This is a genomic window from Chryseobacterium vaccae, from assembly GCF_009602705.1.
GTDB classification, from domain to species: domain Bacteria; phylum Bacteroidota; class Bacteroidia; order Flavobacteriales; family Weeksellaceae; genus Chryseobacterium; species Chryseobacterium vaccae.
Genome location: NZ_VSWH01000001.1, coordinates 1854915 through 1878065 on the forward strand (window position 1 = coordinate 1854915; position 23151 = coordinate 1878065).

The 23151-nt window shown below is 37.4% G+C and carries 27 protein-coding genes and 1 tRNA gene; 10 read left to right on the forward strand and 18 right to left on the reverse strand.

Translation table 11 applies throughout. The features are described 5' to 3' along the window. Nucleotides 1-21 precede the first annotated feature (21 nt). The 4 genes from FW768_RS08330 (at nt 22) to FW768_RS08345 (ending at nt 2634) form a co-directional block, all read left to right on the forward strand. On the forward strand, nt 22-171 hold the full coding sequence (locus FW768_RS08330; RefSeq protein WP_153394503.1) for a bacteriocin-like protein: 150 nt from the start codon (nt 22-24) through the stop codon (nt 169-171). Nucleotides 172-209: 38 nt separating this feature from the next. Next, entirely contained in the window at nt 210-374 is a 165-nt protein-coding gene (locus tag FW768_RS08335) for a hypothetical protein (RefSeq protein WP_153394505.1), read from the forward strand. Between the two features lie 171 nt (nt 375-545). Continuing rightward, complete coding sequence (gene mgtE, locus FW768_RS08340) at nt 546-1868, forward strand: magnesium transporter (protein ID WP_153394507.1); 1323 nt, start codon at nt 546-548, stop codon at nt 1866-1868. Nucleotides 1869-1890: 22 nt separating this feature from the next. Then, nucleotides 1891-2634, forward strand: coding sequence for an ABC transporter substrate-binding protein (locus FW768_RS08345; protein WP_153394509.1), 744 nt, complete (start codon nt 1891-1893; stop codon nt 2632-2634). A 257-nt stretch (nt 2635-2891) separates the two neighbouring features. Here the strand turns inward: FW768_RS08345 and FW768_RS08350 are convergent, their stop codons facing one another. Further along, the gene (locus FW768_RS08350; protein ID WP_153394511.1) at nt 2892-3341 is read right to left on the reverse strand and encodes a GAF domain-containing protein; all 450 of its coding nucleotides are present in this window, start codon (nt 3339-3341) and stop codon (nt 2892-2894) included. 13 nt (nt 3342-3354) lie between these two features. Next, a complete protein-coding gene (locus tag FW768_RS08355) occupies nt 3355-4782 on the reverse strand; it encodes a TonB-dependent receptor (protein ID WP_153394513.1) in 1428 nt (475 codons plus the stop codon). A 54-nt stretch (nt 4783-4836) separates the two neighbouring features. On the opposite strand from FW768_RS08355, the gene FW768_RS08360 reads away from it, so the two are divergent. Both FW768_RS08360 and FW768_RS08365 read left to right on the forward strand, forming a co-directional pair. Further along, the gene (locus tag FW768_RS08360; RefSeq protein WP_153394515.1) at nt 4837-5604 is read left to right on the forward strand and encodes an MBL fold metallo-hydrolase; all 768 of its coding nucleotides are present in this window, start codon (nt 4837-4839) and stop codon (nt 5602-5604) included. 67 nt (nt 5605-5671) lie between these two features. Continuing rightward, nucleotides 5672-5751, forward strand: a tRNA-Leu gene (locus tag FW768_RS08365). Here FW768_RS08365 and FW768_RS08370 read toward each other — a convergent pair. Continuing rightward, entirely contained in the window at nt 5705-7279 is a 1575-nt protein-coding gene (locus FW768_RS08370; protein WP_153399837.1) for a recombinase family protein, read from the reverse strand. The genes FW768_RS08365 and FW768_RS08370 overlap by 47 nt on opposite strands. A 19-nt stretch (nt 7280-7298) precedes the next feature. Beyond that, nucleotides 7299-7460, reverse strand: a complete 162-nt coding sequence (locus FW768_RS23495; protein ID WP_185151953.1) for a hypothetical protein — start codon at nt 7458-7460, stop codon at nt 7299-7301. Between the two features lie 637 nt (nt 7461-8097). Between FW768_RS23495 and FW768_RS08375 the strand changes: the two genes are divergently transcribed. Continuing rightward, the gene (locus FW768_RS08375) at nt 8098-8541 is read left to right on the forward strand and encodes a JAB domain-containing protein (protein WP_042719913.1); all 444 of its coding nucleotides are present in this window, start codon (nt 8098-8100) and stop codon (nt 8539-8541) included. A 256-nt stretch (nt 8542-8797) separates the two neighbouring features. Here the strand turns inward: FW768_RS08375 and FW768_RS08380 are convergent, their stop codons facing one another. The 11 genes from FW768_RS08380 to FW768_RS08430 are packed head-to-tail and all read right to left on the reverse strand — an operon-like array spanning nt 8798 to nt 17765. Next, on the reverse strand, nt 8798-9250 hold the full coding sequence (locus tag FW768_RS08380) for a DUF3872 domain-containing protein (protein WP_042719912.1): 453 nt from the start codon (nt 9248-9250) through the stop codon (nt 8798-8800). A 12-nt stretch (nt 9251-9262) separates the two neighbouring features. Next, a complete protein-coding gene (locus FW768_RS08385) occupies nt 9263-9823 on the reverse strand; it encodes a conjugal transfer protein TraO (protein ID WP_153394517.1) in 561 nt (186 codons plus the stop codon). Nucleotide 9824: 1 nt separating this feature from the next. After that, a complete protein-coding gene (traN, locus tag FW768_RS08390; RefSeq protein WP_123263123.1) occupies nt 9825-10727 on the reverse strand; it encodes a conjugative transposon protein TraN in 903 nt (300 codons plus the stop codon). Between the two features lie 15 nt (nt 10728-10742). Further along, nucleotides 10743-12041, reverse strand: coding sequence for a conjugative transposon protein TraM (gene traM, locus FW768_RS08395; RefSeq protein ID WP_153394519.1), 1299 nt, complete (start codon nt 12039-12041; stop codon nt 10743-10745). Between the two features lie 3 nt (nt 12042-12044). Beyond that, nucleotides 12045-12272, reverse strand: a complete 228-nt coding sequence (locus FW768_RS08400) for a hypothetical protein (RefSeq protein WP_134197423.1) — start codon at nt 12270-12272, stop codon at nt 12045-12047. 52 nt (nt 12273-12324) lie between these two features. After that, nucleotides 12325-12948: a conjugative transposon protein TraK gene (gene traK, locus FW768_RS08405; protein WP_042719908.1), complete on the reverse strand. Its 624-nt coding sequence runs from the start codon at nt 12946-12948 to the stop codon at nt 12325-12327. A 13-nt stretch (nt 12949-12961) separates the two neighbouring features. Continuing rightward, complete coding sequence (gene traJ / locus FW768_RS08410; RefSeq protein WP_123263120.1) at nt 12962-13954, reverse strand: conjugative transposon protein TraJ; 993 nt, start codon at nt 13952-13954, stop codon at nt 12962-12964. Nucleotide 13955: 1 nt separating this feature from the next. Next, the gene (locus tag FW768_RS08415) at nt 13956-14588 is read right to left on the reverse strand and encodes a DUF4141 domain-containing protein (RefSeq protein ID WP_123263119.1); all 633 of its coding nucleotides are present in this window, start codon (nt 14586-14588) and stop codon (nt 13956-13958) included. A 21-nt stretch (nt 14589-14609) separates the two neighbouring features. Next, nucleotides 14610-17120, reverse strand: a complete 2511-nt coding sequence (locus tag FW768_RS08420) for a TraG family conjugative transposon ATPase (RefSeq protein WP_153394520.1) — start codon at nt 17118-17120, stop codon at nt 14610-14612. After that, a complete protein-coding gene (locus FW768_RS08425; protein WP_042719906.1) occupies nt 17117-17449 on the reverse strand; it encodes a DUF4133 domain-containing protein in 333 nt (110 codons plus the stop codon). The genes FW768_RS08420 and FW768_RS08425 overlap by 4 nt, the downstream gene beginning before the upstream one ends. 10 nt (nt 17450-17459) lie before the next feature. Further along, nucleotides 17460-17765 (reverse strand): DUF4134 domain-containing protein, encoded by a 306-nt coding sequence (locus FW768_RS08430; protein WP_042719903.1) that lies wholly within the window; start codon nt 17763-17765, stop codon nt 17460-17462. A gap of 185 nt (nt 17766-17950) precedes the next feature. On the opposite strand from FW768_RS08430, the gene FW768_RS08435 reads away from it, so the two are divergent. Then, a complete protein-coding gene (locus tag FW768_RS08435) occupies nt 17951-18925 on the forward strand; it encodes a PDDEXK nuclease domain-containing protein (protein ID WP_153394522.1) in 975 nt (324 codons plus the stop codon). Between the two features lie 33 nt (nt 18926-18958). Here FW768_RS08435 and FW768_RS08440 read toward each other — a convergent pair whose 3' ends face one another. From FW768_RS08440 to FW768_RS08450, 3 genes are read right to left on the reverse strand one after another with little or no spacing between them, the layout of a single operon-like run. Continuing rightward, nucleotides 18959-19576 carry a hypothetical protein gene (locus tag FW768_RS08440; protein ID WP_153394524.1) on the reverse strand — a complete coding sequence of 206 codons (618 nt, stop codon included), beginning with the start codon at nt 19574-19576 and terminating at the stop codon, nt 18959-18961. A 9-nt stretch (nt 19577-19585) separates the two neighbouring features. Next, nucleotides 19586-19981 carry a DUF3408 domain-containing protein gene (locus tag FW768_RS08445; RefSeq protein WP_042720019.1) on the reverse strand — a complete coding sequence of 132 codons (396 nt, stop codon included), beginning with the start codon at nt 19979-19981 and terminating at the stop codon, nt 19586-19588. 4 nt (nt 19982-19985) lie between these two features. Then, nucleotides 19986-20753, reverse strand: coding sequence for a ParA family protein (locus FW768_RS08450; protein ID WP_153394526.1), 768 nt, complete (start codon nt 20751-20753; stop codon nt 19986-19988). Nucleotides 20754-21384: 631 nt separating this feature from the next. On the opposite strand from FW768_RS08450, the gene mobA reads away from it, so the two are divergent. Together mobA and mobB are read left to right on the forward strand one after the other, a co-directional pair. Next, nucleotides 21385-21819, forward strand: a complete 435-nt coding sequence (gene mobA, locus FW768_RS08455) for a conjugal transfer protein MobA (RefSeq protein WP_153394528.1) — start codon at nt 21385-21387, stop codon at nt 21817-21819. Continuing rightward, a complete protein-coding gene (gene mobB, locus FW768_RS08460; RefSeq protein WP_153394530.1) occupies nt 21816-23069 on the forward strand; it encodes a conjugal transfer protein MobB in 1254 nt (417 codons plus the stop codon). The genes mobA and mobB overlap by 4 nt, the downstream gene beginning before the upstream one ends. Nucleotides 23070-23151 lie beyond the last annotated feature (82 nt).

The following is a 23151-nucleotide window of genomic DNA, read 5'->3' on the forward strand; positions in this document are numbered from 1 at the left end:
TATGTCCATAATCTAAATCATATGAAAAATTCAAACCTAAAGAAAATCACGAGAGATCAGCAGAAACAGATCAACGGTGGGGCTCTCAAAAGATGCAGTGAAACCGTACCCTGCACTGTAGGATGGTGCTGCAACAGTGTATGTAAACCATATATCTGCATTGAAGCCTGACATTTTTGTTATTATTCATCATTTCAAATGGAATAGTCATGAAAAATCTTAAAAAAATCAACAGAAAAGGACTGCTGCAAATCAATGGTGGCGGTCCCATCAGGAAATGCCAGACCCATACACAGTGTGGATTCGGGGAATGCTGTGAAGGCGGCCAGTGTATGCCCTCCCCTTACCCTTTATGCGGACCTATACTGGAATAATACCAGATATTTTGAAATTTAATTTTTTAACATCCGTTCCCGCGGATGTTTTTTTATTTTCCAATACATTGTTATAACGAATGTTGAACTTTAATTAATCCTTAATTTTATCACTTTGTTGCCCAGTTTTAAAAATTTGAATTATTTTTGCATATCCAAAAATTTCACGTTTTGAATTCCAGAGACGAACTTATCTTAAATCCTGCCGATATTGCCGAAACTCTCAGCGGACTTCCTGCTGACGAGAGGCTGCTGGCATTTTTGAAGGTTCCTAAGGAGTATAAAGCAGAAGTTTTTTCTCATCTTGATCCGGACTTTCAAGAAGATACCATCAGAAGTATTGGAAGCGATGATGTTTCTGAGATTCTGAACGCCATGACGCCGGATGACAGGACTTCCCTTTTTGAGGATTTTCCCGACGAGCTGATCAAGTACTCTATCAACCATCTTAATCCACAGGAAAGAAGAATCGCTTTGAAACTTCTGGGCTACAACTCAGATTCCATTGCCCGCCTGATGACCCCTTATTACATCCAGATCCGTAAGGAATGGACAGTGAAACGATGTCTTCAGCAAATTAAAAAGGTAGGAAAAAGAGTGGAAACCATGAACCACCTGTATGTGGTAGATGAAAGAAACCGTCTTATTGACGATATTGCTTTAGGAAGCCTTCTTTTAGCCGAAGAAGATACCCTGATCTCTGATATCACCGATAATCATTTTGTAGCCATTACCACCACTACTTCCAAGGAAGATGCCGTAACCTATTTTGAAAAGTACGACAGAACTGCATTGCCGATTATTACGGAAGCCGGTGTACTGGTAGGTATCGTAACTATTGATGACATCCTCGATCAGATTGAACAGCAGAACACGGAAGACATCCAGAAATTCGGGGGGCTTGAAGCTTTGGACCTTCCTTATACCCAGACTTCTCTCATAGAAATGGTCAAAAAAAGAGGAACCTGGCTGATTATCCTTTTCTTCTCTGAAATGCTTACCGCTTCGGCGATGGGATATTTTGAAGATGAGATCCAGAAAGCTGTAGTATTGGCTTTATTTGTTCCGTTGATCATTTCCAGTGGAGGAAATTCCGGTTCTCAGGCAGCTACCCTGATCATCAGAGCCATGGCGCTTCAGGAAATAGGATTAAAAGATTGGTGGTATGTAATGAAAAAAGAGATCTTTACCGGACTTTTCCTGGGTGGAATTCTTGGAATCATCGGATTTTTAAGAATTATGGTCTGGCATGAAGCAGGATTTTTCAATTATGGGCAATACTGGCCGTTTGTAGGACTAAGCGTGGGCGTTTCCTTGGTGATGATTGTACTTTGGGGAACACTTTCCGGTTCTATGGTTCCTTTTATTCTTAAAAAATTAAACCTTGACCCTGCTACTTCTTCTGCTCCTTTTGTGGCAACTTTAGTAGATGTAACGGGGCTTATCATTTATTTTTCTGTAGCCGGACTTTTCCTGACCGGAAAACTTTTGTAATTTAGGCAGACAAAGTCTGATTATGAAAATTGTTTCTCTTGTTCCTTCTATCACAGAAGCATTGTTTGATCTGGGCCTCACCGAAAATGAAGTTGTTGGCAGAACTAAATTCTGTATTCATCCACAGGATAAAATAAAAGATGTAACCATCATTGGTGGAACAAAAAACATCAATATTGAAAAAATAAAATCTTTACAACCTGACCTGATCCTTGCCAACAAGGAAGAAAATATCAAGGAACAGGTAGAAGCTTTAATGGATGATTTCAAGGTAATGGTAACCAATGTTGAAACTATTGAAGACAATTATTATCTCTTAAAAAACCTTGGAAAACTTCTGAACCAGGAAGAAAGAGCTCAACTTTTCAATCTTAAAATCTACGATATTCTCAATCAGTCAAAACTTGATACTCCGGTAAAGGCAGCCTATCTTATCTGGAAAAACCCTTATATGACTATTGGTTCTGATACTTTTATTCATAAAATCATGTCCGAAATCGGTTTTGAAAATATTTTCAAAGATAAAACCCGCTATCCTGAAATCAGAACGGAAGATCTGGCAGATGCAGATGTGATTATGCTGTCTTCAGAGCCTTTTCCATTCAAAGAAAAACATATTGAGGAGCTGAAAGCATTTTACCCTGATAAAAAGATTATGATTGTAGATGGGGAAGCCTTTTCATGGTATGGAACGCATATCGCTAAGTGTGAAGCTTATTTTAAAGAATTAATAGAAGAAATCCGTACAGTACAGAACTTATCCTGAAATTTTTATGTTTCCACAGCTTTTGAGGATGCTTCCGATTTTCAGCTCAATGGTTGGTAAGTGCAAAGCCACAAATTGTTTTTTATTGCTGTGGTATAAGACACCTGGATTTTATCAGAGATAAGATTTTATAATGTTGATTTTTGTTGAATATTATTTCCCACAGATTTTGCAGATCTTACTCAGTACATGTTATGCATACAATAAAAAAGTTCCGATTGGTGGACCGGAACTGTATGTTGATATTTATTCTGTTTTTACAAAATTTTGGAAACTTCGTTGCAAAGCCATTCTAAGAGTTCCCGGTCTTCGGCTGTAAACGGATTGATCTTATGAGAATCAATGTCGATCTGACCAATGTTTTTCCCGTCTTTGAAAATAGGAACTACAATTTCTGCTTTTGTATCAATTGAACAGCTTAAGTAATTACTTTCCTGGTGAACATCAGGAACTACAAATGTTTCATTGGAAACAGCAACCTGCCCGCAGATCCCTTTTCCGTAAGGAATAATGATATGATCGGTAGGTGCTCCTACGTAAGGTCCTAAGATCAGCTCATCCTTATCTCCGTTTTTAAAATAAAATCCGGTCCAGTTGAAATAGGAAATCTCCTGATCCAGCAGGTGACATACTTTCTGCAGTTTTTCTTCTGTATTATGCTTGGGACTTTCAAGAATGGACGAAAGTCTTTTCTTTAATTCTGACATTGTATTGATGTTTTTAAGAGAATTGTTTTAGGGAAAGTTCTTCTTTGTATCCGAACATTCCACGGTCTTTTATCATTTCTGCAACGCCATCAGGAACCTGGTTTTCCCAGCCTTTGACACAGCATGCAATTTTTCTTAATATTTCTCTTGAATAGATCTCTAAAAATTCCGGATTGTAGTTGGTAATATCTACGATACGGTTATTATGTTTGAAATATTTATAGAGTTCTTTTAAGTTTTCTTCTACTTTAAGGTTAGATGCATCAAGCAGTTCATGGGTTTCAGGATCTTTATACGGATACAGATACACTCTCATTCCGTTTCTGAAGAATTTCCCGAAAGCCTCCAGAATTCCACCCGACATATCTTTGTAATACTTTTCATCAAATACCATCAAAAGGTTGTTTACGCCCATCGCAACACCAATATCTCCTGTAGTGTAAGAAGCAAAGTAATCAATCAGTCTGTAATATTCTGAGAAGTTGGAAATAATAACGGTATATCCTAATTTACCGAGGATATCTACCCTGTCGAGGAAATCCCGTTCGTCAATATCCCCGTCTGCCCTAAGGTTTGAAATGGTGATTTCAATAAGTACTTCTGTTTCTTCATGGGTACAGGTGGCATCTTTCAAAAACATATCCAGACCGTTCTGAAGCATATCGATATTTACTTTTGTAACGGGTCTGAAACTTCCTCGTACCGCAAATATGTTTTTCTTGTACAACACATCGGCAGGAAGCATATTATTCCCCTCGGAATTGAAGATCACAGCATCTGTCATCCCGTTTTTAACGAGCTGCAGAGACATGAGCCTGTTGTCTACATAAGCAAACGCAGGGCCGTTGAAATCGATCATGTCAATTTCCAGATTATCTTTTGCGATATCGTCGTATAGAGACTCGATCAGGGTTCTTGGATTATCAAAATAATTGAAGGCACCAAAAATAAGATTTACTCCAAGATTCCCTAAAGTTTCCTGTTGTAAAGTAGCATCATTTTCCTTGAATTTCACATGGATCACGATCTCGTTGTAATCTTCATTTTCTTTTACCTGAAAACGGATTCCTACCCAGCCGTGGCCTTTGATGGTTTTATCGAAATTGATCGTCGTTACCGTATTGGCATAGGAAAAAAACTTTCTATTGGGATTATTTTCCCTTGAAATACGTTCTTCAATTAATGCTACTTCATAACGCAGCATTTTACGAAGTCTGTTCTGGGTAACATATCTGTTTTTTACCTCTTTTCCGTAGATCGCATCACTAAAATCTTTGTCGTAAGCAGACATCGCTTTAGCAATTGTACCAGAAGCTCCCCCTGCTCTAAAAAAATGTCGAACGGTTTCCTGTCCTGCTCCAATTTCTGCGAAAGTACCATAAATACTAGGATCTAGATTAATTGTTAATGCTTTTTGCTTAGGAGTTAATTTCTGATACATTAGGACGTCAAATTTTTCGTAAATTTACCAAAATTAAACCAACCTCAAAAGAAAATGAAGTTGAAATTTTTAGGAACCGGAACTTCACAGGGTGTGCCCGTCATAGGCTGTACCTGCGAAGTATGCACTTCCAAAAATCCCAAAGATCAACGTTTCCGCTCTTCTGTGATGATCACTACAGAAGAAAATAAAAAAATCCTGATCGACTGCGGTCCGGATTTCAGGCAGCAGATGCTGATTAACCATGAAAACCATGTGGATATTGCACTGATCACCCATGAGCATAATGACCATGTAATCGGGCTTGATGATATGCGTCCGCTGATCTTCAAAAGCGGAAAAGATGTTCCTCTTTACTGCTATCCAAGAGTAGCCCACGAAATCAAAAACCGTTTCCCTTACGCATTTGCTGATGTAAGGTATCCCGGTGCACCTGCATTTGAGCTTCATGAAATCGAAAACCAGCCTTTTCATGTTCTGGATACGGAAATCACTCCTGTTGAGGTGATTCATTATAAAATTACGGTCTTCGGATATAAATTTAAAAAGCTGGCTTATATTACAGATGCCGGTTTTATTTCAGAGACAGAAAAGGAAAAGTTAAAAAACCTGGATGTGCTGATCCTAAATTGTATCAGAAAATTTGATCCGCATCCTGCCCATTTTATCCTTCCGGACGTGATCAATCTGTTTGAGGAGCTGAAACCTAAACAATTATTTTTAACCCACATCAGCCATCACCTCGGACTGCATGATGTTGAAGATAAGCAGCTTCCATCCGGAATGCACCTTGCCTACGACGGACTGGAAATTGAATTTTAAAAATTTTCCTCCAAAAAGCTTTCGGACATTAAAAAAAGTTTCTATATTTGCACACCGATTTACAGCAGCCCAGGTGGCGGAATTGGTAGACGCGCTGGTCTCAAACACCAGTTCTTAGGAGTACCGGTTCGATCCCGGTCCTGGGTACAAGACCGGAAAGAGGTGATAATTCACTTTCTTTCCGGTTTTTTTTCGTGCCTAACTCATTGTTTATCTGATATATATAAGAGAGCAAAACATTGGGCCGGGTGGTTCGATAATGATTTTTTGAAAATTGCAATTTTTCAGGAAATATCGAACCAATTATTTTACGTTTTACCTCGATATCCCCATCAGTATACACTTTCCCGAGGTCTACTAGGTTCGATAATGCTTGGTCTAGTAGTTTTTGAAAATCTATTTTCTTATTATCTTTTCCTTTAGTTAATTTAGCTTCGAGCTTTTCAATTTGCCTTTTACAGTCGGTCTTAATTTCAAGATAATCTTCATCATCAATTACCTCCTGCATCAGTTTATTTCTTGCCTGTTTCAATCTGCTGTTTAAACGATCTATATCTAATAGAATTGCTTTCCTTTCTTTTGGGGGATTATTGATTAATTTTTCAAAATTTCGCTCCAGCACCTTTTTCAAATAATTTTTTATAGATGCACGCATTTCCAATGACTGCAATATCTCTAAAAATTTAGAATTTAGAATTTCAGATTTGTAACGGTATGAACACGGAGACTTGCAATGGTAATAATAATATTTATTTCCCGAACGTCCCGTAGATGCACTACCGGTAACCAAATGACCACATTCTGGACAAACTAGAAAACCTCGTAACGGTAAATTATCGTCAGACAATATTTTTACGTTGGGTCTGGCTGGATTGACATTTCCATCCATTATACATTGAACTTTTTCGAATAATTCTTCACTGATCAAAGGCTCATGAATACTTGTAACAAAATGAGCCTCCTCTTCATTGAATTGTTCCACGTAAATTTTCCCACAATATGCAGTATTGCGTAAACTAGCAAGAAAGGCACTTATCTTAACTGACTTTCCTTCCTTTCTGTTCATCATATCCATTATCTGGCTCGCTGAATATACGCCTTTGGACATTTCGTTAAATGCCCACTGCATGTTAGAAGCTTCCGGTTCCTTCGGGGTTACATACTTTTTTCCATTCTCCGTTATTCTGTTAACATAGCCGTAAGGTGCCCTTCCCATTAATCTGCCTTCTTTTTTAGCACGGCGCATTCCATAATAAGTATTCAAAGCGCGCCTGTCGTTTTCAACTTCTGGCGCAGCAAGATATATAGCCAACATCATTTTATTTTCTGGAATTGAAAGATCTAAAGGTTGTTCAATGGCCTGCGGTTCTACGTTAATTTTCCTAAGTATATTAATCATTTGATAAGCATCTCCAGCATTCCTGCTGAAGCGATCCCATTTTGTAAAAAGCAGCAGATTTGTTTTTGAGCTTTTTCTCTTAAGTGTATCCAATAATTTGATCCACTCTGGTCTATTAAAGGTCTTTGCTGAATAATCTTCATAAATGATTTGACCAATTGTAATGCTATTGTTTTCACAGTAACGTTTCAATCGTTCCTCCTGATCTCTTTGCGAGTATCCCTTATCTGCTTGCTCATCAGTTGACACACGAATATATAAGTCGGCTTTTTTCATATATAAATCTTAGAAAATATTATTGTTCTAAAAAATTCTCAATTGTAATTTTTAAGATCATCGTCAGAAAGCTTAAAATATCTTTCGCCTCTTCAATGCTTAACTCAGTTCCCTCCTCTTCTTTAAAAATTTTGATAATCTCCTCAACGGTTATATTACTAATTTCAACTTTCTTCTTCATACCAATACTTTTTAATAAAAGTATTGGACAACTGTTCTGAAAGTAAACCCAGACACTTATCTGATGTATTTGGCTTTTAAATATAAATGTGTGACGCTTAAAAACACCTAAAATCAAGCGAAACACTTAACATCCACCATCAGGTAACAAAAATTTTATTTGCAAAAGATGTGATTACGTTTAAATTTATTTTTTAAGTGCAACAAGAGAAAATTGATGCAAAGAAATTCATCATTCTTAGATTCAACTAAAATACAAATAAAATCAACAATGTTAACTTAAACATTTATTTCATATACAAAAACAGGTTATTGACTGTTATTAGACTTAATATTTTCCATAATAAAACCGGTAAAAAGGCAGCTAAGGTATTGTTGTCAGCCATCTGCTAATCCCACCAAAAGACTACGGCATAAACGGTTTCCTCCCTGAAGGTACCCTCCAATTATTCCGTTTCCTTTTGGTTTTTATTCTTTGTCAACACTTCATATCTGCTTTCTTTTTTCCGGTTTTTCTTTTGAAAAATATTCAGCGAAGCCTGAAAGGCTTTAAGGAATAAGCTGGGGAAGGGATGGGAACATATCTAAAATATAACAGGTACGGGAAACTCAAGTCTCTGCCGTACAAGAGCAATCACATGGATTTTAATATTGTCAATGAAATAAAATTAATCTACTCACGAAAAGGAAATTCTGAGAAATTAATAAGCTGTTCACGTGCTGCCGTTGATGTATTTCGTCAATACTTTGACTCTGATGAAATAGATTATAGAGAATCATTCTTTGCATTGTACCTAAATCAGGCAAACAAAGTTTTAGGTATCAAGAAAATATCTGAATCCGGTATTACCTCAACAATAGTTGATGTAAGAATTATTATGCAAGCAGCCCTATTGTGCAATGCAACTGCCATTATAGTAGCACATAATCACCCCTCAGGAAATTTAAAACCCTCAGCGGAAGATTTAAAAATTACTCTGAGCATAAAAAGTGCATCAGAATTTTTAAATATTAAATTATTAGATCATTGTATTTTAACTTCAACAGATTATATGTCGTTTGCCGATGAAGGACATCTTTGAATAAGTTTTACAATTACTAGAATAAGCGACAATTCTTCATTGTCGCTTATTTAAAATTTGACGAAAAGACAATTCCTTCCCTTGGTCGGAAAAGTCTTTTCGCGCATCTTGAGGAGTAACCCTATTGAAAAATTAGCTTAGATCAATTTTCTCAAAAAGGTTACAGGTAAATGGTAAGGTTATCCGCTATAACCTTATATGTAAAAACAAAAGGCCATTTCTGATGAAATAGCCTGAAATTTTAAATGATGATTTCTTATAAAGTTCCTATACTTTGAGGATTAAACTGGAAATTCACTTCCTGCTTATTACCCATATTATCCGAAATCCAAATATCAAAACTTTGAGAGACTGAAGATTCGGAAGTATAGTATAATCTGAATTCCTTTTTACTTAGTGGATAGAAATCATTAGGGACAAAGGATGGATTGTCAAATAACCGCAAACTTCCAACCCCTTCAGACTGAAAATATCGTATCGAGTAAGTAGTACCCGCATAATTCCCACCCGGAATAATACGGCATCTGATCTCTATAGTTTCACCTTTAGAAATGTATTTCTGAACAGGCATCACCTCTACCTCAAAAGGAAAATTCTGCTGAATTTCCAAATTATCCTTCTCACATGATTGTATAAGTAATAAGATCATCACTGGAATGATGAAACACCCTAACAATAATTTAAATTTATGATTAAGTATATATTGCATTTCATATTATTTTTAAAAATTACATCTTATTCCAACACCAAATAGAGCATGTAACTGCGCCATCTGACTATTTTTCAAATAGCGAAGTTGTCCGTTGACCAGAAAGACCAAATGCGGTGTCAGATAGCTTTCAATAGACAACTTACCATTTACTCCATAAATAAAGTTATCTGTTACAGTAAGCATTGAACCGTCATACAGCAATTCATTGCCTTTATTAATCTGTTCATAACCTGCCAGACCGCCAATTCCCAAATTAAGATTGACATTTCTCATAATATCCCCCCATATATAAAAACTGTATCCTCCATTGAACAGAAACATTTCTATCGGGATTTCGTAGTTGGCATACTCATGATAATTTCTGCTATATTCTGCCAGCCCAAACAAATAATTCCCGTTCTTTCCATAAGAAATAAGCCCTGCTGTTAAAACATAATTTTGTTTTTTGGGAGAACTAGGATATATAGAATAGGATATTTCAAATCCTTTTTGCTTCGGAGTCATCTGCTGTGCAAATGACTTTGAACTCACTGTTAAAACGAAAAGCATTGCTATCAATAATCTGTTCATCTTAGTTGGTTTTAAAATTTAAACTATTGATCGGTTTCGCATGGATCAGTTCCTTATTCTCAAGCTGAATTTTTTGGTGCCGTCCTCCGTTTCTTTCAAGAATTTCAATCTCCAAAACCTGATCCTCTAACAAAGTGAATTGCTCCAGTAAATAAACTCCTATAAGATTGGAATGGCGAGTTGCAGTCACAGAAGGAGTGTAAACTCTAATTGGTTCCAACAACTTATCCTGAATAACGGTTCTCTTTAAATTCTTCTTATCTGCAATTTTAAAATTGATTAAATCAATATGATAAGCTATATTGCTGCTGTTATCAACCTGTAAGGTAAAGTAGAATTTATTGTCACTCACGTGTAATGCACGGACAGAAAACTGAATACCGAAGCTCTTTGACGCAATATGTTTAATGGTTTTTCGGCTCTTTCGATACAGGCTTTCCATAATCAATTCTGTAAGTGATGAAGAGCTTCCTTTGAGATCTTCAAAAAGTACATCGGTTGAATATTCCCTTTCAATGCTTCTCTGCATCTTGACAAGATCGTAACTGAGGATATCAGGATATGCACTGTAAAAGACATCAAAACTGTAAAATTTTCCATCTTCTGTAATGACTGAAAAATTGGTTTCTTCTTCAAAATCCCTGACGGCCGACTTAACCCGAAGAACATTTCCGATAGGTTCTGCTTTATTAGCAACCAAAAGATCGCTTCCCAGATCAACGTATTTAATTGTGGAAGGAAAAATCACATGAGTGGTTTTACTGTAAGTCACTTGCATCCTGAAAGGTTCCAGCTTTGCCCCTTCCAATGAAACATAGGTCATCACGGAATCCTGACCAAATGCTCTGCTTATAAACAGCAGAAACAGAATAATGAGAATATAACGGCTCTTTAGTGTATTCATTTTTTAATTTTTTGATTAATTATTTTTGGGTACCAGCAAGACCTGATGGCCTGCTTTTACAGTTACTTTTAGCTGCCGCACCCTTTTTTGAAAATAACCAGACAACCCTTGTACAACACCCCTGCTTAAATCGGCAGCAACCTGCTGTCCTGCTGATTGGGTCATCATAATGTTGGTACCGGAAGCCTGGCTCATATTGGCAACAACATCGCTGACCGCATTTTGCTCCGGTGAATACGGAACATATAACCCCAATTGCCCATCATTATCGTAGATATTGATTTCTACAGGATAGACGCTGCCTTTATATTGAATGGAGGATATTGTTAACTGAAGTCGCCCACCCTGAAATTTACCTGAAGCGATAAGCAAACTACCCGGAGGAAGTTCTGTACGCCCTAGCTGCAACGCCTCTATCAGTCTTATGGATAGTGTACTTTCATTGACTATGGTCTTAGTCTCATAGATAATACCTTGTATCGCATTTTTAGATTGACCTGAAATTACAGTCTCATTTTGAGCATTATAAAACCTATTTTGATTCAAACCTGCAACAAAAGCACTGTCTGACATCTCTCTGTATAATGAGGAAACAATATTGGAATATGCAGGTCTTACTGAAGTCAGTTTAACTTTCTTTTCAGTAGATTTGTTAGGCTCTTCTTTTGGTGCAGACTCTTCCTCTCTTGGAGTTGTCGGAAGGTATTTGGCTGCCATCTGATACGATTTTTCCATTAGTTCTAACTGATCGTTCATTCCAAGACCTGCTGGAATAGGGTTGTTCTGCATCGCCTCATTTTTTAATCTTGAGATTTCTTTCCTTAGATTATTGACTTCCTGATCATCTCTGCCATAGAAAGAACTCAATGTCTGCTGTGCACTGCGATAACTGTTTATAGCATTCTGATCGGATTGTTGAAGAGTACTCTTATTAGATATTAAAGCAGAAGTATTCCCATTCGAATTTAAAGTACTCTGGTCATTCCAATAGTCCGATAAAGTGGTTATTGTATTTCTTTTCTCTTCATTTTTTTGCTCCAAGAGTTGTTGCTCGTAAGCCTTTTGCTTATCCGACTGCAACTGTCCATCCTTTGCTTGTGGAATAACGGCATTAAAACCTGCTTCTTCAACTAGGGTATTATTGGATTTTGGTTTAAAAATAAGGTAAAAGCAAGTTGCGCAAATGGCAGCCATCAGGAAATAAAAAACCGGCTTCTTCACTTTCTCCCATTGGGCTTTGGGATGGTCACTCAATTCATTGGAATTTTGAGGAAGATCATTTTCTGTGATTTTAATTTTATCTGAATCTTTCATGCTCTATTTTTTTGTTGGTGAGTGTACTATATCATAATATCCTGATCCTTTTCCGGTAGTCTTCTTAGAAATTCCGTCAATATGATTGATAGACATGGTATTCCTTCTTTGACCTGTCGAAATAAAGACGTTGATAATGACAATGATTGTTAGAAGAACATAACCACCAAAGAAAACTTTGGTTAACAATCTTTGCTTCGCTATAGGAAGAACCTTCCAATGATTTTCCATCTTTAAAACATAATGTTCGATTGTATCTCTTAATTTTTTCATTACGGTCAGGTTAGCGTTCAACAGTTTCTACATCTTTGTTTTCAATCACGTTGAATTTTTCTATCGTAAATCCCTGTGGATTGCTGTCAGACCGTACGGAGTTCACCAGTGAGCAGTTCGTGACCAAATTTCTGATGGTAAGATTACTGGATCTGATAATAAACTGTCTGGCATAAGTTTTTACGGCGTAGGGATAACTGTCGAAGTTGGCAACAACACTGTCCACTTCAATCCTCTGCTGGATATTACCGGAAATGATTCTGTTATAGTATCCTTTCTCCTGGAGGTCCTTGTAGTAGTTAAATGCGGATTGGTCAGCCAAATTAAAAGCCCTTTTCACATTACTTTCAATCGCATTCTTATCCGGAGCTATCGTGAAGAACAATTCATGAAATCTTCTCACATGCTCCCTAGCTTCAACCGGTCTATTGATCGACATATCCTGTGAAAGTGCTACCATCAATGATTTACCGTTATCCAGCACATAAATCTTCTGACGCTGCTCTTCGGCAAACTCGTAGGATTTAAATACCACCACGCCTACAACACCAAAACACAACACCACAAAAACAAATGTAAATAATCGGATCTGCTTGAAACTGCTCTCAATATTTCTTAAAGTTTTAAATTCCATAGAACTGTATTTTTTATTTTAATAATCTTCCCGAAATATTACCTGTTGCAGAACCTGCTGCAGCGCCCGCAATATTACCCGACTTTGTAGCGGTCTGGTTCACATTACGCATGAAATTGCCTGCTCCTCCTGCCTGTATCACCCAGCCTGTAACCGTTGGTACTGTAAAATAGCCGATGATGCCAATCACCATATAAATAATATAAACCGTATTTGAAGTGTCAGGAATAAAAGTGGGGTCAGCAAGCATCTCTATATCCCGTTCCAGAATAAGGGCCTGGATCTTCGCCAGAATGGCACTGAATATATCGGCAACAGGAAGCCACAAATAAACACTGATATATCTTGTCAGCCATTGGGTCAGTGTGGTCTGAAAACCATCCCAGACGGAAATCGCAAAGGCTATCGGTCCCAGGATTGAAAGAACGATCAGAAAGAAGGTTCTGATGGTATCGATAACCAATGCTGCTGACTGAAAAAGGATTTCAAGAAACTCGCGGAAACCATCTCTGATATCTTTCTTGATCGCAAACATTTCTCTTTCGATATACATTCCTGACATCGTGACCAAATCAGATGGTGACCATCCAAGTTCTTCCAGTTTTTTGTCAAACTCTTCATTAGAAATCAAATAAGCCATCTCTGGATTTCTGAGCATGGCTTCCCGCTCTAAAAGATCTTTTTTCTGCTGTAGTTCATTCATATCCAATACCTGGTTTTCCAACATTGAATGACTTCCCTGAACAATCGGACTCATAACGCCATTTAATCCTCCTAATACCAATGTTGAAAAAAAAATAATGCAGATGCCAATGGCAAAAGGTCTCAGCATTGGAAACAAATCGATGGATTCCGCACGGCTCAATGACTGCCAAACTTTTAATGCCACATAGAATAAAGCGCCTAATCCTGCGACTCCTTTTGCTACAGCAGCCATATCAGCGCACATCGGCATCATTTCTTCATAAACGGAACGCAGTACTTCGTGTAAATTGTTCGGTTCCATCTTACCAGTATTTTTGATTGGAGGTTCCGTAAAGATCTAACACCCTTTGGGTGTTGTTCTGTTTTTTTGCCCTCAGATAGCTTACTGAAATATTCTTATTGGTATAGTAGCGTACAAGATTATGATATGCTTTCACTTCTTTGTACACTCGATCAATAACATCCATTCTTTCTTTGTCGTTGAGGGACAGGCCGTTGGATGAGATAATTTCTTTGAGTTCTTTCAGCAGCTCCGTGCTCTCCGTCAAAAGAGCAGAATAACCATTCGCAATAGATGCTAATTCCTGCGCATTAAAGTTGGGGTCATTGAGCATTTTGCCGAAATTATTGACATACATTTCAGAAACATCACCCACTAAAAGAACAGTTTGCTGGACCTTTCTGGCATCTTTTACCAGATTATTGACAGCTTTGAGCTTATCATAATACTCTTTACCCTGCTCGTACACCTTTTTGACCTCGTTGAAGTTCTTAACAACGTTGGACACCGTTGACGAAGTCTGTACAATTTCGTTGGCAGAGTTCAAAATACCTGATGCCAGATTAGCTGGATCAGTCACTACAAATTGTGCTTTCGCAAATGTTACGGTAGCGAAGAATGCTACCATTACTGTTTTAATGATTAAATTTTTCATTGTTATAAAATTTTAAATGATTTAATGGTCTTTTGTATTCGATTTGATTCTCTTAAGAGATATCCTCCTGATGGCATGTTCTACATTACCGTCAAGTTCTGATGCAAGATTCATCACTTCCATTTTTTCAGTTTCTTCGGTGGTATAAGCCAGATATTCCTCACTGGACACTTCAGTGGCATAGACCGCAGAGTGCGTTCCGCCTAATCCTATCCAAACCTCTTTGTACAGTCGCTTTGGATCATTGTTCATATTAATTGAAAGAACCTGGGATTTTTCTTTATCAGTCAATCCGAGCATTGCCTGGATATCATCGAACTTGTTCATGTACTTCCTTTGGTCAAGAAGAATCTTACAATCCGAATTGTTAATGATACTTTCTTTCACAATCGGTGACTGGATAATATCATCGACTTCCTGCGTCACTACTATGGCTTCCCCGAAGAATTTCCTTACCGTTTTGAATAAATACTTGATGTACTCCGCCATTCCTTCTTTAGCAATCGCTTTCCATGCTTCTTCAATTAGTATTAGTTTTCTAATTCCTTTAAGTCTTCGCATCTTATTGATGAAGACCTCCATAATGATAATGGTAACTATTGGAAAGAGAATTTTATGATCTTTAATAGCATCGATTTCAAAGACAATGAAACGTTTTGATAAGAGGTCCAGCTGCTTTTCCGAATTGAGCAAATAGTCATACTCCCCTCCTATGTAGTAAGGTTCCAACACATTGAGAAAGTTCGCAATATCAAAATCCTTTTCTCTGACCTTTTTTCGCTCAAGTACTTTCTGATAATCCTCTTTGACAAAGTCATAGAATCCATTGAAAGAGGGTTGTTGTTCGTCGGATTTAATCTTTTCGATATAACCGCTTACTGCATTGGATAATGCCACTTCCTCAGAACGGGTCGGTGGTTCATCATCTCTTTTCCAAAGCGTTAAAATCAAGGTTTTAATACTCTCTCTTTTTTCGATATCAAAGACGCCGTCATCAGTATAGAATGGATTGAAAGCAATGGGATTATCCTCTGTATAGGTAAAATAAACCCCGTCCTCTCCTTTGGTTTTTCCTTTAATCAATTCACATAATCCCTGGTAGGAATTTCCGGTATCAACCAAAAGAACATGAGCACCCTGTTCATAATACTGACGCACCATGTGGTTTGTAAAGAAAGACTTACCGCTGCCTGAAGGTCCGAGGATGAACTTATTCCGGTTGGTAATGATCCCTTGCTTCATCGGCAGATCAGAAATATCCAAATGAATCGGTTTTCCGGTCAGGCGATCTGCCATTTTAATACCAAATGGTGACGGTGAATCCTGATAATTGGTTTCCTCGATAAAAAAGCACAATGCAGGTTCAATAAACGTGTAGAAACTTTCTTCACTTGGAAAATCTCCTGCATTGCCCGGAATTCCAGCCCAATATAATGTCGCTGTATCGGTAGTATTATGGCGGGGCTTACATTCCATCAATGCTAACGCACTGCCTGTATCATTCTTTAACTGCTTTAGCTCATGAGGATTGTCAGACCACGACATCACATTGAAATGAGCACGTATAGACTGTAAACCATAAGAATGGGCTTCATTCAGATACTTTTCAATCCACTCTTTATTGATCTGATTGGCTCTGCTGTATCTTGCGAGTGAATGCATTTTCCTTGCGGATCTTTCAAACTGCCTAAGATTTTCATCACTGTTGTCAATGAACAGATACTGGTTGTATATATGATTGCAGTTTAGTAGAAGTCCCACAGGGGAAGCAAATGACAGCAGACAATCACTGCGGTCCGTACTCAACTTTTCATAACGGCTGTGTGATGAAACAGTGCCTGGCAAATCTTCAGTGTCAGACAACGTATGCATACTAATACGGTTGTTACCAATCCGCATTTCTTCAGATCCCAACTTAATGTCCTGCAATGAGGGATTGGCTTCACGAGATAAAGTGAGATACTGTTCCAGTAAACCTGAGCTTTCTGAAGTTCCTGATATCTCATCTTCATTTATTCTTTCGAGATGGATATAACCGCTGTCATTCATTATCCGTTCCAACTGGTCCACAGCTTCTAGAAATCGATGAATAACTTCCTTGTCCTTAATCTCTTTTGGAATCAGCTTACCTTTGCACAGAGATGAAAAGTTGCTCTGCATCCTCATTCTCTCCTTACTGGTTTTCGTAATGAACAGATAGCAGTAGTGATTCAAAAAAGTTCTCTCATTGAAATGCCTTTCAAATGATTTGGAAAGAAAACTCTGGTCTTCCCTTGAAAGATCAGGATTGTAGTTCTCTTTGATAAACCAGTCCTGCTTGTGAACCACGGTAAAATCCGGAAGCGTCTTGATAGCTTTGAACCATGCGGAGTGCATCGCTTCATACTCAGCGGAAGCAACGGTAAACAGTTCCGGAAGTTTAACTTTAAAGCAAACCGTAACGTCAGCGTCCTTTGAAATGATACAGTCATTTTCAATGGCTAACAATGGAAATTTACTTTCCAAAGTTGCAGCTTTAGAAGAATTTCTCATACACCTGCATTTTTAGGGTTAGCTTTTAGATACCGGTAAATACTCTTACGGCTAATGATGTACTTAGGATGCTTTCTGCGTGCACCCAATTTCATCAAGCCATGTTCTCCGTATTTTCTGTTCAGCGCAAAAGTCTGCCAGATGAGAAGTCCACTAATGGATCCCCCTATAATGAGACAGAGATAAGTATTGACACCAGCCATATACATAATCATGACAAAGATCAGCACCCCCAGCAAGCCACCTGCGAAAATAAAAAGGTACTGTGCTTTAAGACCCTTAAATTCTACTGTCCTCCCTATTCCTTTATTAATATGATAGGTTTTCATAATCATCATTTTAAAGGAAGAATGAGCGAAGAATTGTCGCTGCAACAATTAGGAAGATACATGCTCCAAACCAGCTTGCAGCAGTTTTACTGGTGTCTGGATCACCACTGCTGAACTTGTTGTAAACCTTTACACCTCCGATTAGCCCAACTACAGCACCGATAGCGTAAATTAATTGGGTAGCGGGTTCAAAATAAGAGGTGACCATCTGTGTTGCCTCATTGATTCCCGCGGAACCATTACCCTGGGCAAAGACACCACTTACAAGCATCAGGCTTAGACCTAATACCAGAATTTTTTTTCTTTGTCTTTTCATAATGAATAGATTTTTTGATTATGAAACCCGCACTTTACGGGCTTGATGACAAAGATGTCCGGGTCTTAGTACTAAATAACAGGAATGGCAGTGGATGGAATCTTTTGGCTGTTAACAAACCGTGTGCTGGTCAGAATTCCTGTATAATTAATTGTAAATTTGTAAGGAATTTCAAAAATTAAATCATGGATAAAAGGTTCACGGATATTATTGAGCTCATCAAACAGTCTCGTAACAATGCGATAAGAAAAGTCAATGAGGAACTCATCGATCTATATTGGAATATTGGTGAGTATATCAGCAAAAAGGTTGAGCTGAGTGAATGGGGACAATCAGTGGTCAAAGAACTGTCTCTATATATCCAAACCAATGAACCGGAGATCAAAGGATTTTCGGATAAAAATCTTTGGAGGATGAAGCAGTTTTATGAAAGCTATAAAGAAATTCCAAAAATCTCAACACTGTTGAGAGAAATAAGCTGGTCTCATAATCTAGCCATATTCTCCCGATGTAAATCGATCGAAGAAAAGGAATTTTATATTAAGTTGACCAAACAGGAAAATTATAGCTTTCGGGAATTAGAGAGACAAATATCCAGCAGCCTTTTTGAAAGAACCATGATCGGAAATTCAAAACTCTCAACAGTGTTGAGAGAAACCAATGCTGACATCGCCAATACATTTAAAGACAGCTATGTATTTGACTTTTTAAATCTACCAGAAACATTCAACGAAAGTGATCTCCAAAAAGGTCTGATCGAGCAGATGAAAAATTTCATTCTGGAATTAGGACGGGATTTCCTTTTTATCAGCGAAGAGTACAAAGTACAGGTCGGCAATTCGGATTTTTACATCGATCTTTTATTCTTTCACAGAGGACTGCAATGTCTGGTGGCTTTTGAACTAAAAGCAGATAAATTCAAACCGGAACATTTGGGTCAGCTTAATTTCTATTTAGAGGCATTGGACAGAGATGTCAAACGTCAGAATGAAAATCCAAGCATCGGCGTCTTGCTGTGCAAAGACAAAGACAGTGAAGTGGTAGAATATGCTCTCAGCAGAAGCTTATCTCCAACAATGGTTTCTGAATATAAGACTCAACTTCCTGACAAAAAGGTTCTGCAGAAAAAGCTGCACGAATTGTTTGATAACAGATCTTAATTGAAACTTCTTAATAACAAAAGGGGAATTTGCCTAAACAAACTCCCCAATATCGAAACCTTCAACACCATCTTTGTCATTGGAAGCTATTCCTTCACCCTCATTCGAAATGCTTTGACTTAACAAATTAGCAATACGCTTCGAAGCACCTCCCAATGAATTTTCCAAAAGATCAAAAAGCTCGGTCCCATGAATTTTTTGAATTGTAGCAACTGCTTGTTGTTCTAAGTCAGGTTCCAGCATTTCCATCTGTAGCAGCTGACCCGCAGTACTCAATTCCTGAAAGGTAACCCCCGTAGCAAGCCCGCTTTCGACATTGGAGTCCTGATATTTCCAATCTTCTTCCTCCTGCTCCCAATCATCCTTGATTAGAATATCATCAAGATTTTTATTCTGAATTACATCAGCGGCTTTCCCGTTTCTGGTTTCTGAATCAAAATTATATTCTGTTAATGAAGTACATTCAAGGTGGCTTTCAAGGGCTTCAACTGGCCAACCTTGTCTTTTTATTTGCTTGGTAGCTCCCATTATCGATGGAGGGCTTTTCTTAGTATTGCTACTATCTTTCGCACGAACATTGACTGGGAATCTTCTGTCTAGGAGAATTAGAATGATAGTGATTAATAAACCTATAATGATTATTTTTTCCATAAAATGATATTAAAAGATTGGACGGTATTTATTATTAAAATCATCAGTGATTTCCTTTTCAAACATTTCAAAATGATACGCCAGTATATTATCCAGATAAGCATACAAAGGTATTTGGTCGTCTGCAATAATCTGAATAATACGTGAGAGACGTTCGTGATACTCCGAACGGATATAGATACTTTTATCACCCCGCTTAGTCATTGTGTGGTGGGTCAGAAACTGCTCGACATAGCTTAAATCTGATGTTTTTTTATTCTTTAATTTATTTTTTGTTTCACCTTTCTCCTTTGGAGAATCATCAGTTTTTGAAAGAACTTCCTTCTTAGGACTTCCTGCCATAATGGACATTAGATATTGTTCATCTATCCCCTTATCATCATTGTTTTTTTTTTCATATTCCATAGTCTTATAGTCTTACAATTCTTAAAAATTCCTCTATGAACTTATCCAGCCTGCATTGAGTCGACAGCTTAGGATCTGCAGGCAGTAATGTTGATCTGAAAACCGTTTTTGCTGTCAACTCACCTTCTTTCCGAAATCTTTTACTGTCTGCAATCGTTGTTTCCATAAGCTGCAGCCCTAAATCTGTAACCACCTTACTGTAATTTTTGTACAACATCGTTTTTTCTCTTCTATCAACCTGATTCCAAAATAAATGAATACTTTTAATCCCCGTTCGATTTTCTTTCATCAACACATTCGTCAATACATCAGTGAAACTTAGGGTACTCTCCAATACGACACGGTCCGCGGTAATAGGAGAAAAAATGTAATTGACATTCGTCAAGGTTCTCAGAATACCTGCCGTATTAACGGTGCCGGGTAAATCTAAAAAGATGACATCGGGTACAATCTCTGAGCCGTTAACATAAGCTTCCATTTCTTCTAAAACCTTATCGGTTTTACTCTGGAAAATGGGATACGCTTTTTTATTGATCGTCGTAAACTGTTGGTGAGCCATCTTTTTAAAGATCTCATTCTGCATCACCATTTTCAAATCTCTTTCTCTCATCTGCAGTAAACTGTACTGCGGAAAATCACAGTCAAATACTGCGACCTGATAACCTAACCGGTAATGAAGAAAACTTGCTAGAAGTGATGTAAAAGTGCTTTTTCCTACGCCTCCTTTTTGAGTGGAAAATGCAATAACTGTGGGTTGTTTTTTTGTTTTCATTTTAAATGAATTTTAGTTAAACCTAATTTGAAAGGATGAAGGACAGCAAGCCTTAAGCAATAGTGACTGCATGCTGTATACTTTGCTATCAAGAGTGTTGACGAAGATTCCTGACAGATATATTGGATTACATCAGTACTGAATGATTATTGTCTTTACTTCTATCCTGGCAGATTAGCTTTCTTACTCCTATCTCTCACGAATGATATCAAGACGGCTGGCATGCCGGACTGCAAGAATGCAGGATTTCAACAATGCAGGATGTCCATCACCTCTGCCTTATCAATGTCCTGCCCTCCATCTGTTGCAAATGAAGAACATTTCTATTTCAGTGCTTATCTAATGGTAGTTCTTGGCAGCACACTTCCTTCTTTGGCTTTGTCTACAATACCGTTTCTCTAATTGATTGTGGTTTACTTTGTTTCAGAAGATTGAGGAGTGTTTTGAAATGGCAGTGTCTGATAGTATAATGCCTTAAATCTATTCTATTAAAGATATTTCCTTTCACCCGAAAGGGGCAAGTTATGTTTTGAGTGCCTCATAACCTTTTTGTGCCTCAAAACTACTTGCCCTGGCTGGGGCTATAAAACCACTCCGAAGTCGTGATTTTCTTAACTTTAAATTGGATGATATGGAACCAAATAAAAACAATAAAGGAGGACGTAAGCCCAAGCTGAACCCAAGTAAAAACAGGTATGTATTTAGACTTACTGATGAGGAAAATATAATGTTTTTAAAATTATATGAGGCTTCTGGAATGAGTAACAAAGCAAAATTTATTACAACAATTTTGTTTCAGAAAGAATTAAAGATTGTAACAGTGGATATTGCAACAATGGATTATCATACCCAACTCACTAAATTCTTTTACCAGTTTCAATCGATTGGAAACAATTATAATCAGATTGTAAAAATTTTATATCGAAATTTTACAGAGAAAAAAGCGTCTTTCTATCTCTTTAAACTGGAAAATCACACCAAAGATCTAGCATTAATTTGTAAAAAGATTATAGAGCTCACCAAAGAATTTGAGCAAAACCATATTCAAAAAACTTCTGAAAAATGATTGCAAAAATTGGAAAAGGTGAAAATCTATGGGGTGCCCTTACCTACAATCAACAAAAAGTTGACAACGAAAATGGAACGGTTTTATTCACTAATAAGATTCCTGATTTGTGGGACCATCCTTATTCTGTCAGATTTTTTCATCAGTACTTTGAACCCTATCTGATTGCCAATAATAAAACTGAAAAACCGGTAAGACATATTTCCCTAAACCCTGACCCCAACGATAAGGTTGATGACAAAATTTATAGAGAAATGGCTCAGCAATATATGCAGGAAATGGGGTACGGTAACCAACCTTATGTAGTGTTTAAACATACGGATATTGACAGGACTCACATTCACATAGTCACCACTTGCGTCCAGATCGATGGGAAGAAAATATCAGATCGCTATGATCATTCTCGATCGATGGAAGCCTGTAGAAAACTGGAGAAACAATACAACTTGAAAGTTACTGGTGCGAATAGAAATTTAAATCAAAGCTCTATTTTTAAACCTGTAGATTATACTAAGGGGAATATCAAAACACAATTATCCTCGATACTACGACATATGCCTCAAACTTACAGCTTTCAAAGTATAGGTGCTTATAGGGCTTTACTTTCTCAATTCAATATTTCCGTTGAAGAAGTTAACGGAGAGCTTCACGGAAAAATGAGAAAAGGAATGGTCTATTTTGCTACGGATAAAAATGGAAAAAAAATAAGCAATCCTTTTAAATCATCCCTTTTTGGTAGGCATGCAGGAGTAGAAAATATTCAGGAGCTCATTGAGAAATCTAAAGTGAAAATGAAAAATGATCCATTAAAATTCATTCTTAAAAGAACCATTGAAACAGCAATCAGTACCAGCAGAACTGAAACTGCATTTAAAAAACAACTGCTTGAACAGGGAACCGCTACGGTCATACGAAAGAATGATGATGGAAGGATTTACGGAATTACATTCATAGACCATAACTCCAAATCTGTTTGGAATGGTTCACAGTTAGGTAAAGAGCTTTCAGCCAACTCATTCAACAAACTATGGCATGAGATAGAAACAAAACCTGAAGCCAGTTCATACAATAGTTCTAATAATGACATATCATTTGAAAAATCTTCAGAACATTTCTTCAGCAATAACAGCTACGAAGGAGTTCACGGATTCTTTTCCAGTTTATTGTCCTCAGATACAGATAAGGATCACGAAGAGCAAATTTTTGCGTCTCAAATGAAAAAGCGAGAAAGAAAAAGAAGAAAAAAATAATATTCTTTTCCAAGATGCTACCCTTATAAATATGTCCTAAGAGCCAAAGCCAGCCAACAGATGCTTGCAACGGCGCATTTAT

What these genes read in the sequence shown, in the direction of transcription:
- FW768_RS08450 (WP_153394526.1), bottom strand. Translation starts at nt 20,753, where the DNA reads ATGAAAACAAAAAAACAACCCACAGTTATTGCATTTTCCACTCAAAAA.
- traM (WP_153394519.1), bottom strand. Translation starts at nt 12,041, where the DNA reads ATGAAAGATTCAGATAAAATTAAAATCACAGAAAATGATCTTCCTCAA.
- FW768_RS08430 (WP_042719903.1), bottom strand. Translation starts at nt 17,765, where the DNA reads ATGAAAAGACAAAGAAAAAAAATTCTGGTATTAGGTCTAAGCCTGATG.
- FW768_RS08345 (WP_153394509.1), top strand. Translation starts at nt 1,891, where the DNA reads ATGAAAATTGTTTCTCTTGTTCCTTCTATCACAGAAGCATTGTTTGAT.
- traN (WP_123263123.1), bottom strand. Translation starts at nt 10,727, where the DNA reads ATGAATACACTAAAGAGCCGTTATATTCTCATTATTCTGTTTCTGCTG.
- FW768_RS08440 (WP_153394524.1), bottom strand. Translation starts at nt 19,576, where the DNA reads ATGGAAAAAATAATCATTATAGGTTTATTAATCACTATCATTCTAATT.
- FW768_RS08330 (WP_153394503.1), top strand. Translation starts at nt 22, where the DNA reads ATGAAAAATTCAAACCTAAAGAAAATCACGAGAGATCAGCAGAAACAG.
- FW768_RS08420 (WP_153394520.1), bottom strand. Translation starts at nt 17,120, where the DNA reads ATGAGAAATTCTTCTAAAGCTGCAACTTTGGAAAGTAAATTTCCATTG.
- FW768_RS08355 (WP_153394513.1), bottom strand. Translation starts at nt 4,782, where the DNA reads ATGTATCAGAAATTAACTCCTAAGCAAAAAGCATTAACAATTAATCTA.
- FW768_RS08415 (WP_123263119.1), bottom strand. Translation starts at nt 14,588, where the DNA reads ATGAAAAATTTAATCATTAAAACAGTAATGGTAGCATTCTTCGCTACC.
- FW768_RS08400 (WP_134197423.1), bottom strand. Translation starts at nt 12,272, where the DNA reads ATGGAAAATCATTGGAAGGTTCTTCCTATAGCGAAGCAAAGATTGTTA.
- FW768_RS08380 (WP_042719912.1), bottom strand. Translation starts at nt 9,250, where the DNA reads ATGCAATATATACTTAATCATAAATTTAAATTATTGTTAGGGTGTTTC.
- FW768_RS23495 (WP_185151953.1), bottom strand. Translation starts at nt 7,460, where the DNA reads ATGAAGAAGAAAGTTGAAATTAGTAATATAACCGTTGAGGAGATTATC.
- FW768_RS08445 (WP_042720019.1), bottom strand. Translation starts at nt 19,981, where the DNA reads ATGGAATATGAAAAAAAAAACAATGATGATAAGGGGATAGATGAACAA.
- FW768_RS08375 (WP_042719913.1), top strand. Translation starts at nt 8,098, where the DNA reads ATGGATTTTAATATTGTCAATGAAATAAAATTAATCTACTCACGAAAA.
- FW768_RS08335 (WP_153394505.1), top strand. Translation starts at nt 210, where the DNA reads ATGAAAAATCTTAAAAAAATCAACAGAAAAGGACTGCTGCAAATCAAT.
- FW768_RS08385 (WP_153394517.1), bottom strand. Translation starts at nt 9,823, where the DNA reads ATGAACAGATTATTGATAGCAATGCTTTTCGTTTTAACAGTGAGTTCA.
- traK (WP_042719908.1), bottom strand. Translation starts at nt 12,948, where the DNA reads ATGGAATTTAAAACTTTAAGAAATATTGAGAGCAGTTTCAAGCAGATC.
- FW768_RS08370 (WP_153399837.1), bottom strand. Translation starts at nt 7,279, where the DNA reads ATGAAAAAAGCCGACTTATATATTCGTGTGTCAACTGATGAGCAAGCA.
- FW768_RS08435 (WP_153394522.1), top strand. Translation starts at nt 17,951, where the DNA reads ATGGATAAAAGGTTCACGGATATTATTGAGCTCATCAAACAGTCTCGT.
- FW768_RS08425 (WP_042719906.1), bottom strand. Translation starts at nt 17,449, where the DNA reads ATGAAAACCTATCATATTAATAAAGGAATAGGGAGGACAGTAGAATTT.
- traJ (WP_123263120.1), bottom strand. Translation starts at nt 13,954, where the DNA reads ATGGAACCGAACAATTTACACGAAGTACTGCGTTCCGTTTATGAAGAA.
- mobB (WP_153394530.1), top strand. Translation starts at nt 21,816, where the DNA reads ATGATTGCAAAAATTGGAAAAGGTGAAAATCTATGGGGTGCCCTTACC.
- mobA (WP_153394528.1), top strand. Translation starts at nt 21,385, where the DNA reads ATGGAACCAAATAAAAACAATAAAGGAGGACGTAAGCCCAAGCTGAAC.
- FW768_RS08360 (WP_153394515.1), top strand. Translation starts at nt 4,837, where the DNA reads ATGAAGTTGAAATTTTTAGGAACCGGAACTTCACAGGGTGTGCCCGTC.
- FW768_RS08350 (WP_153394511.1), bottom strand. Translation starts at nt 3,341, where the DNA reads ATGTCAGAATTAAAGAAAAGACTTTCGTCCATTCTTGAAAGTCCCAAG.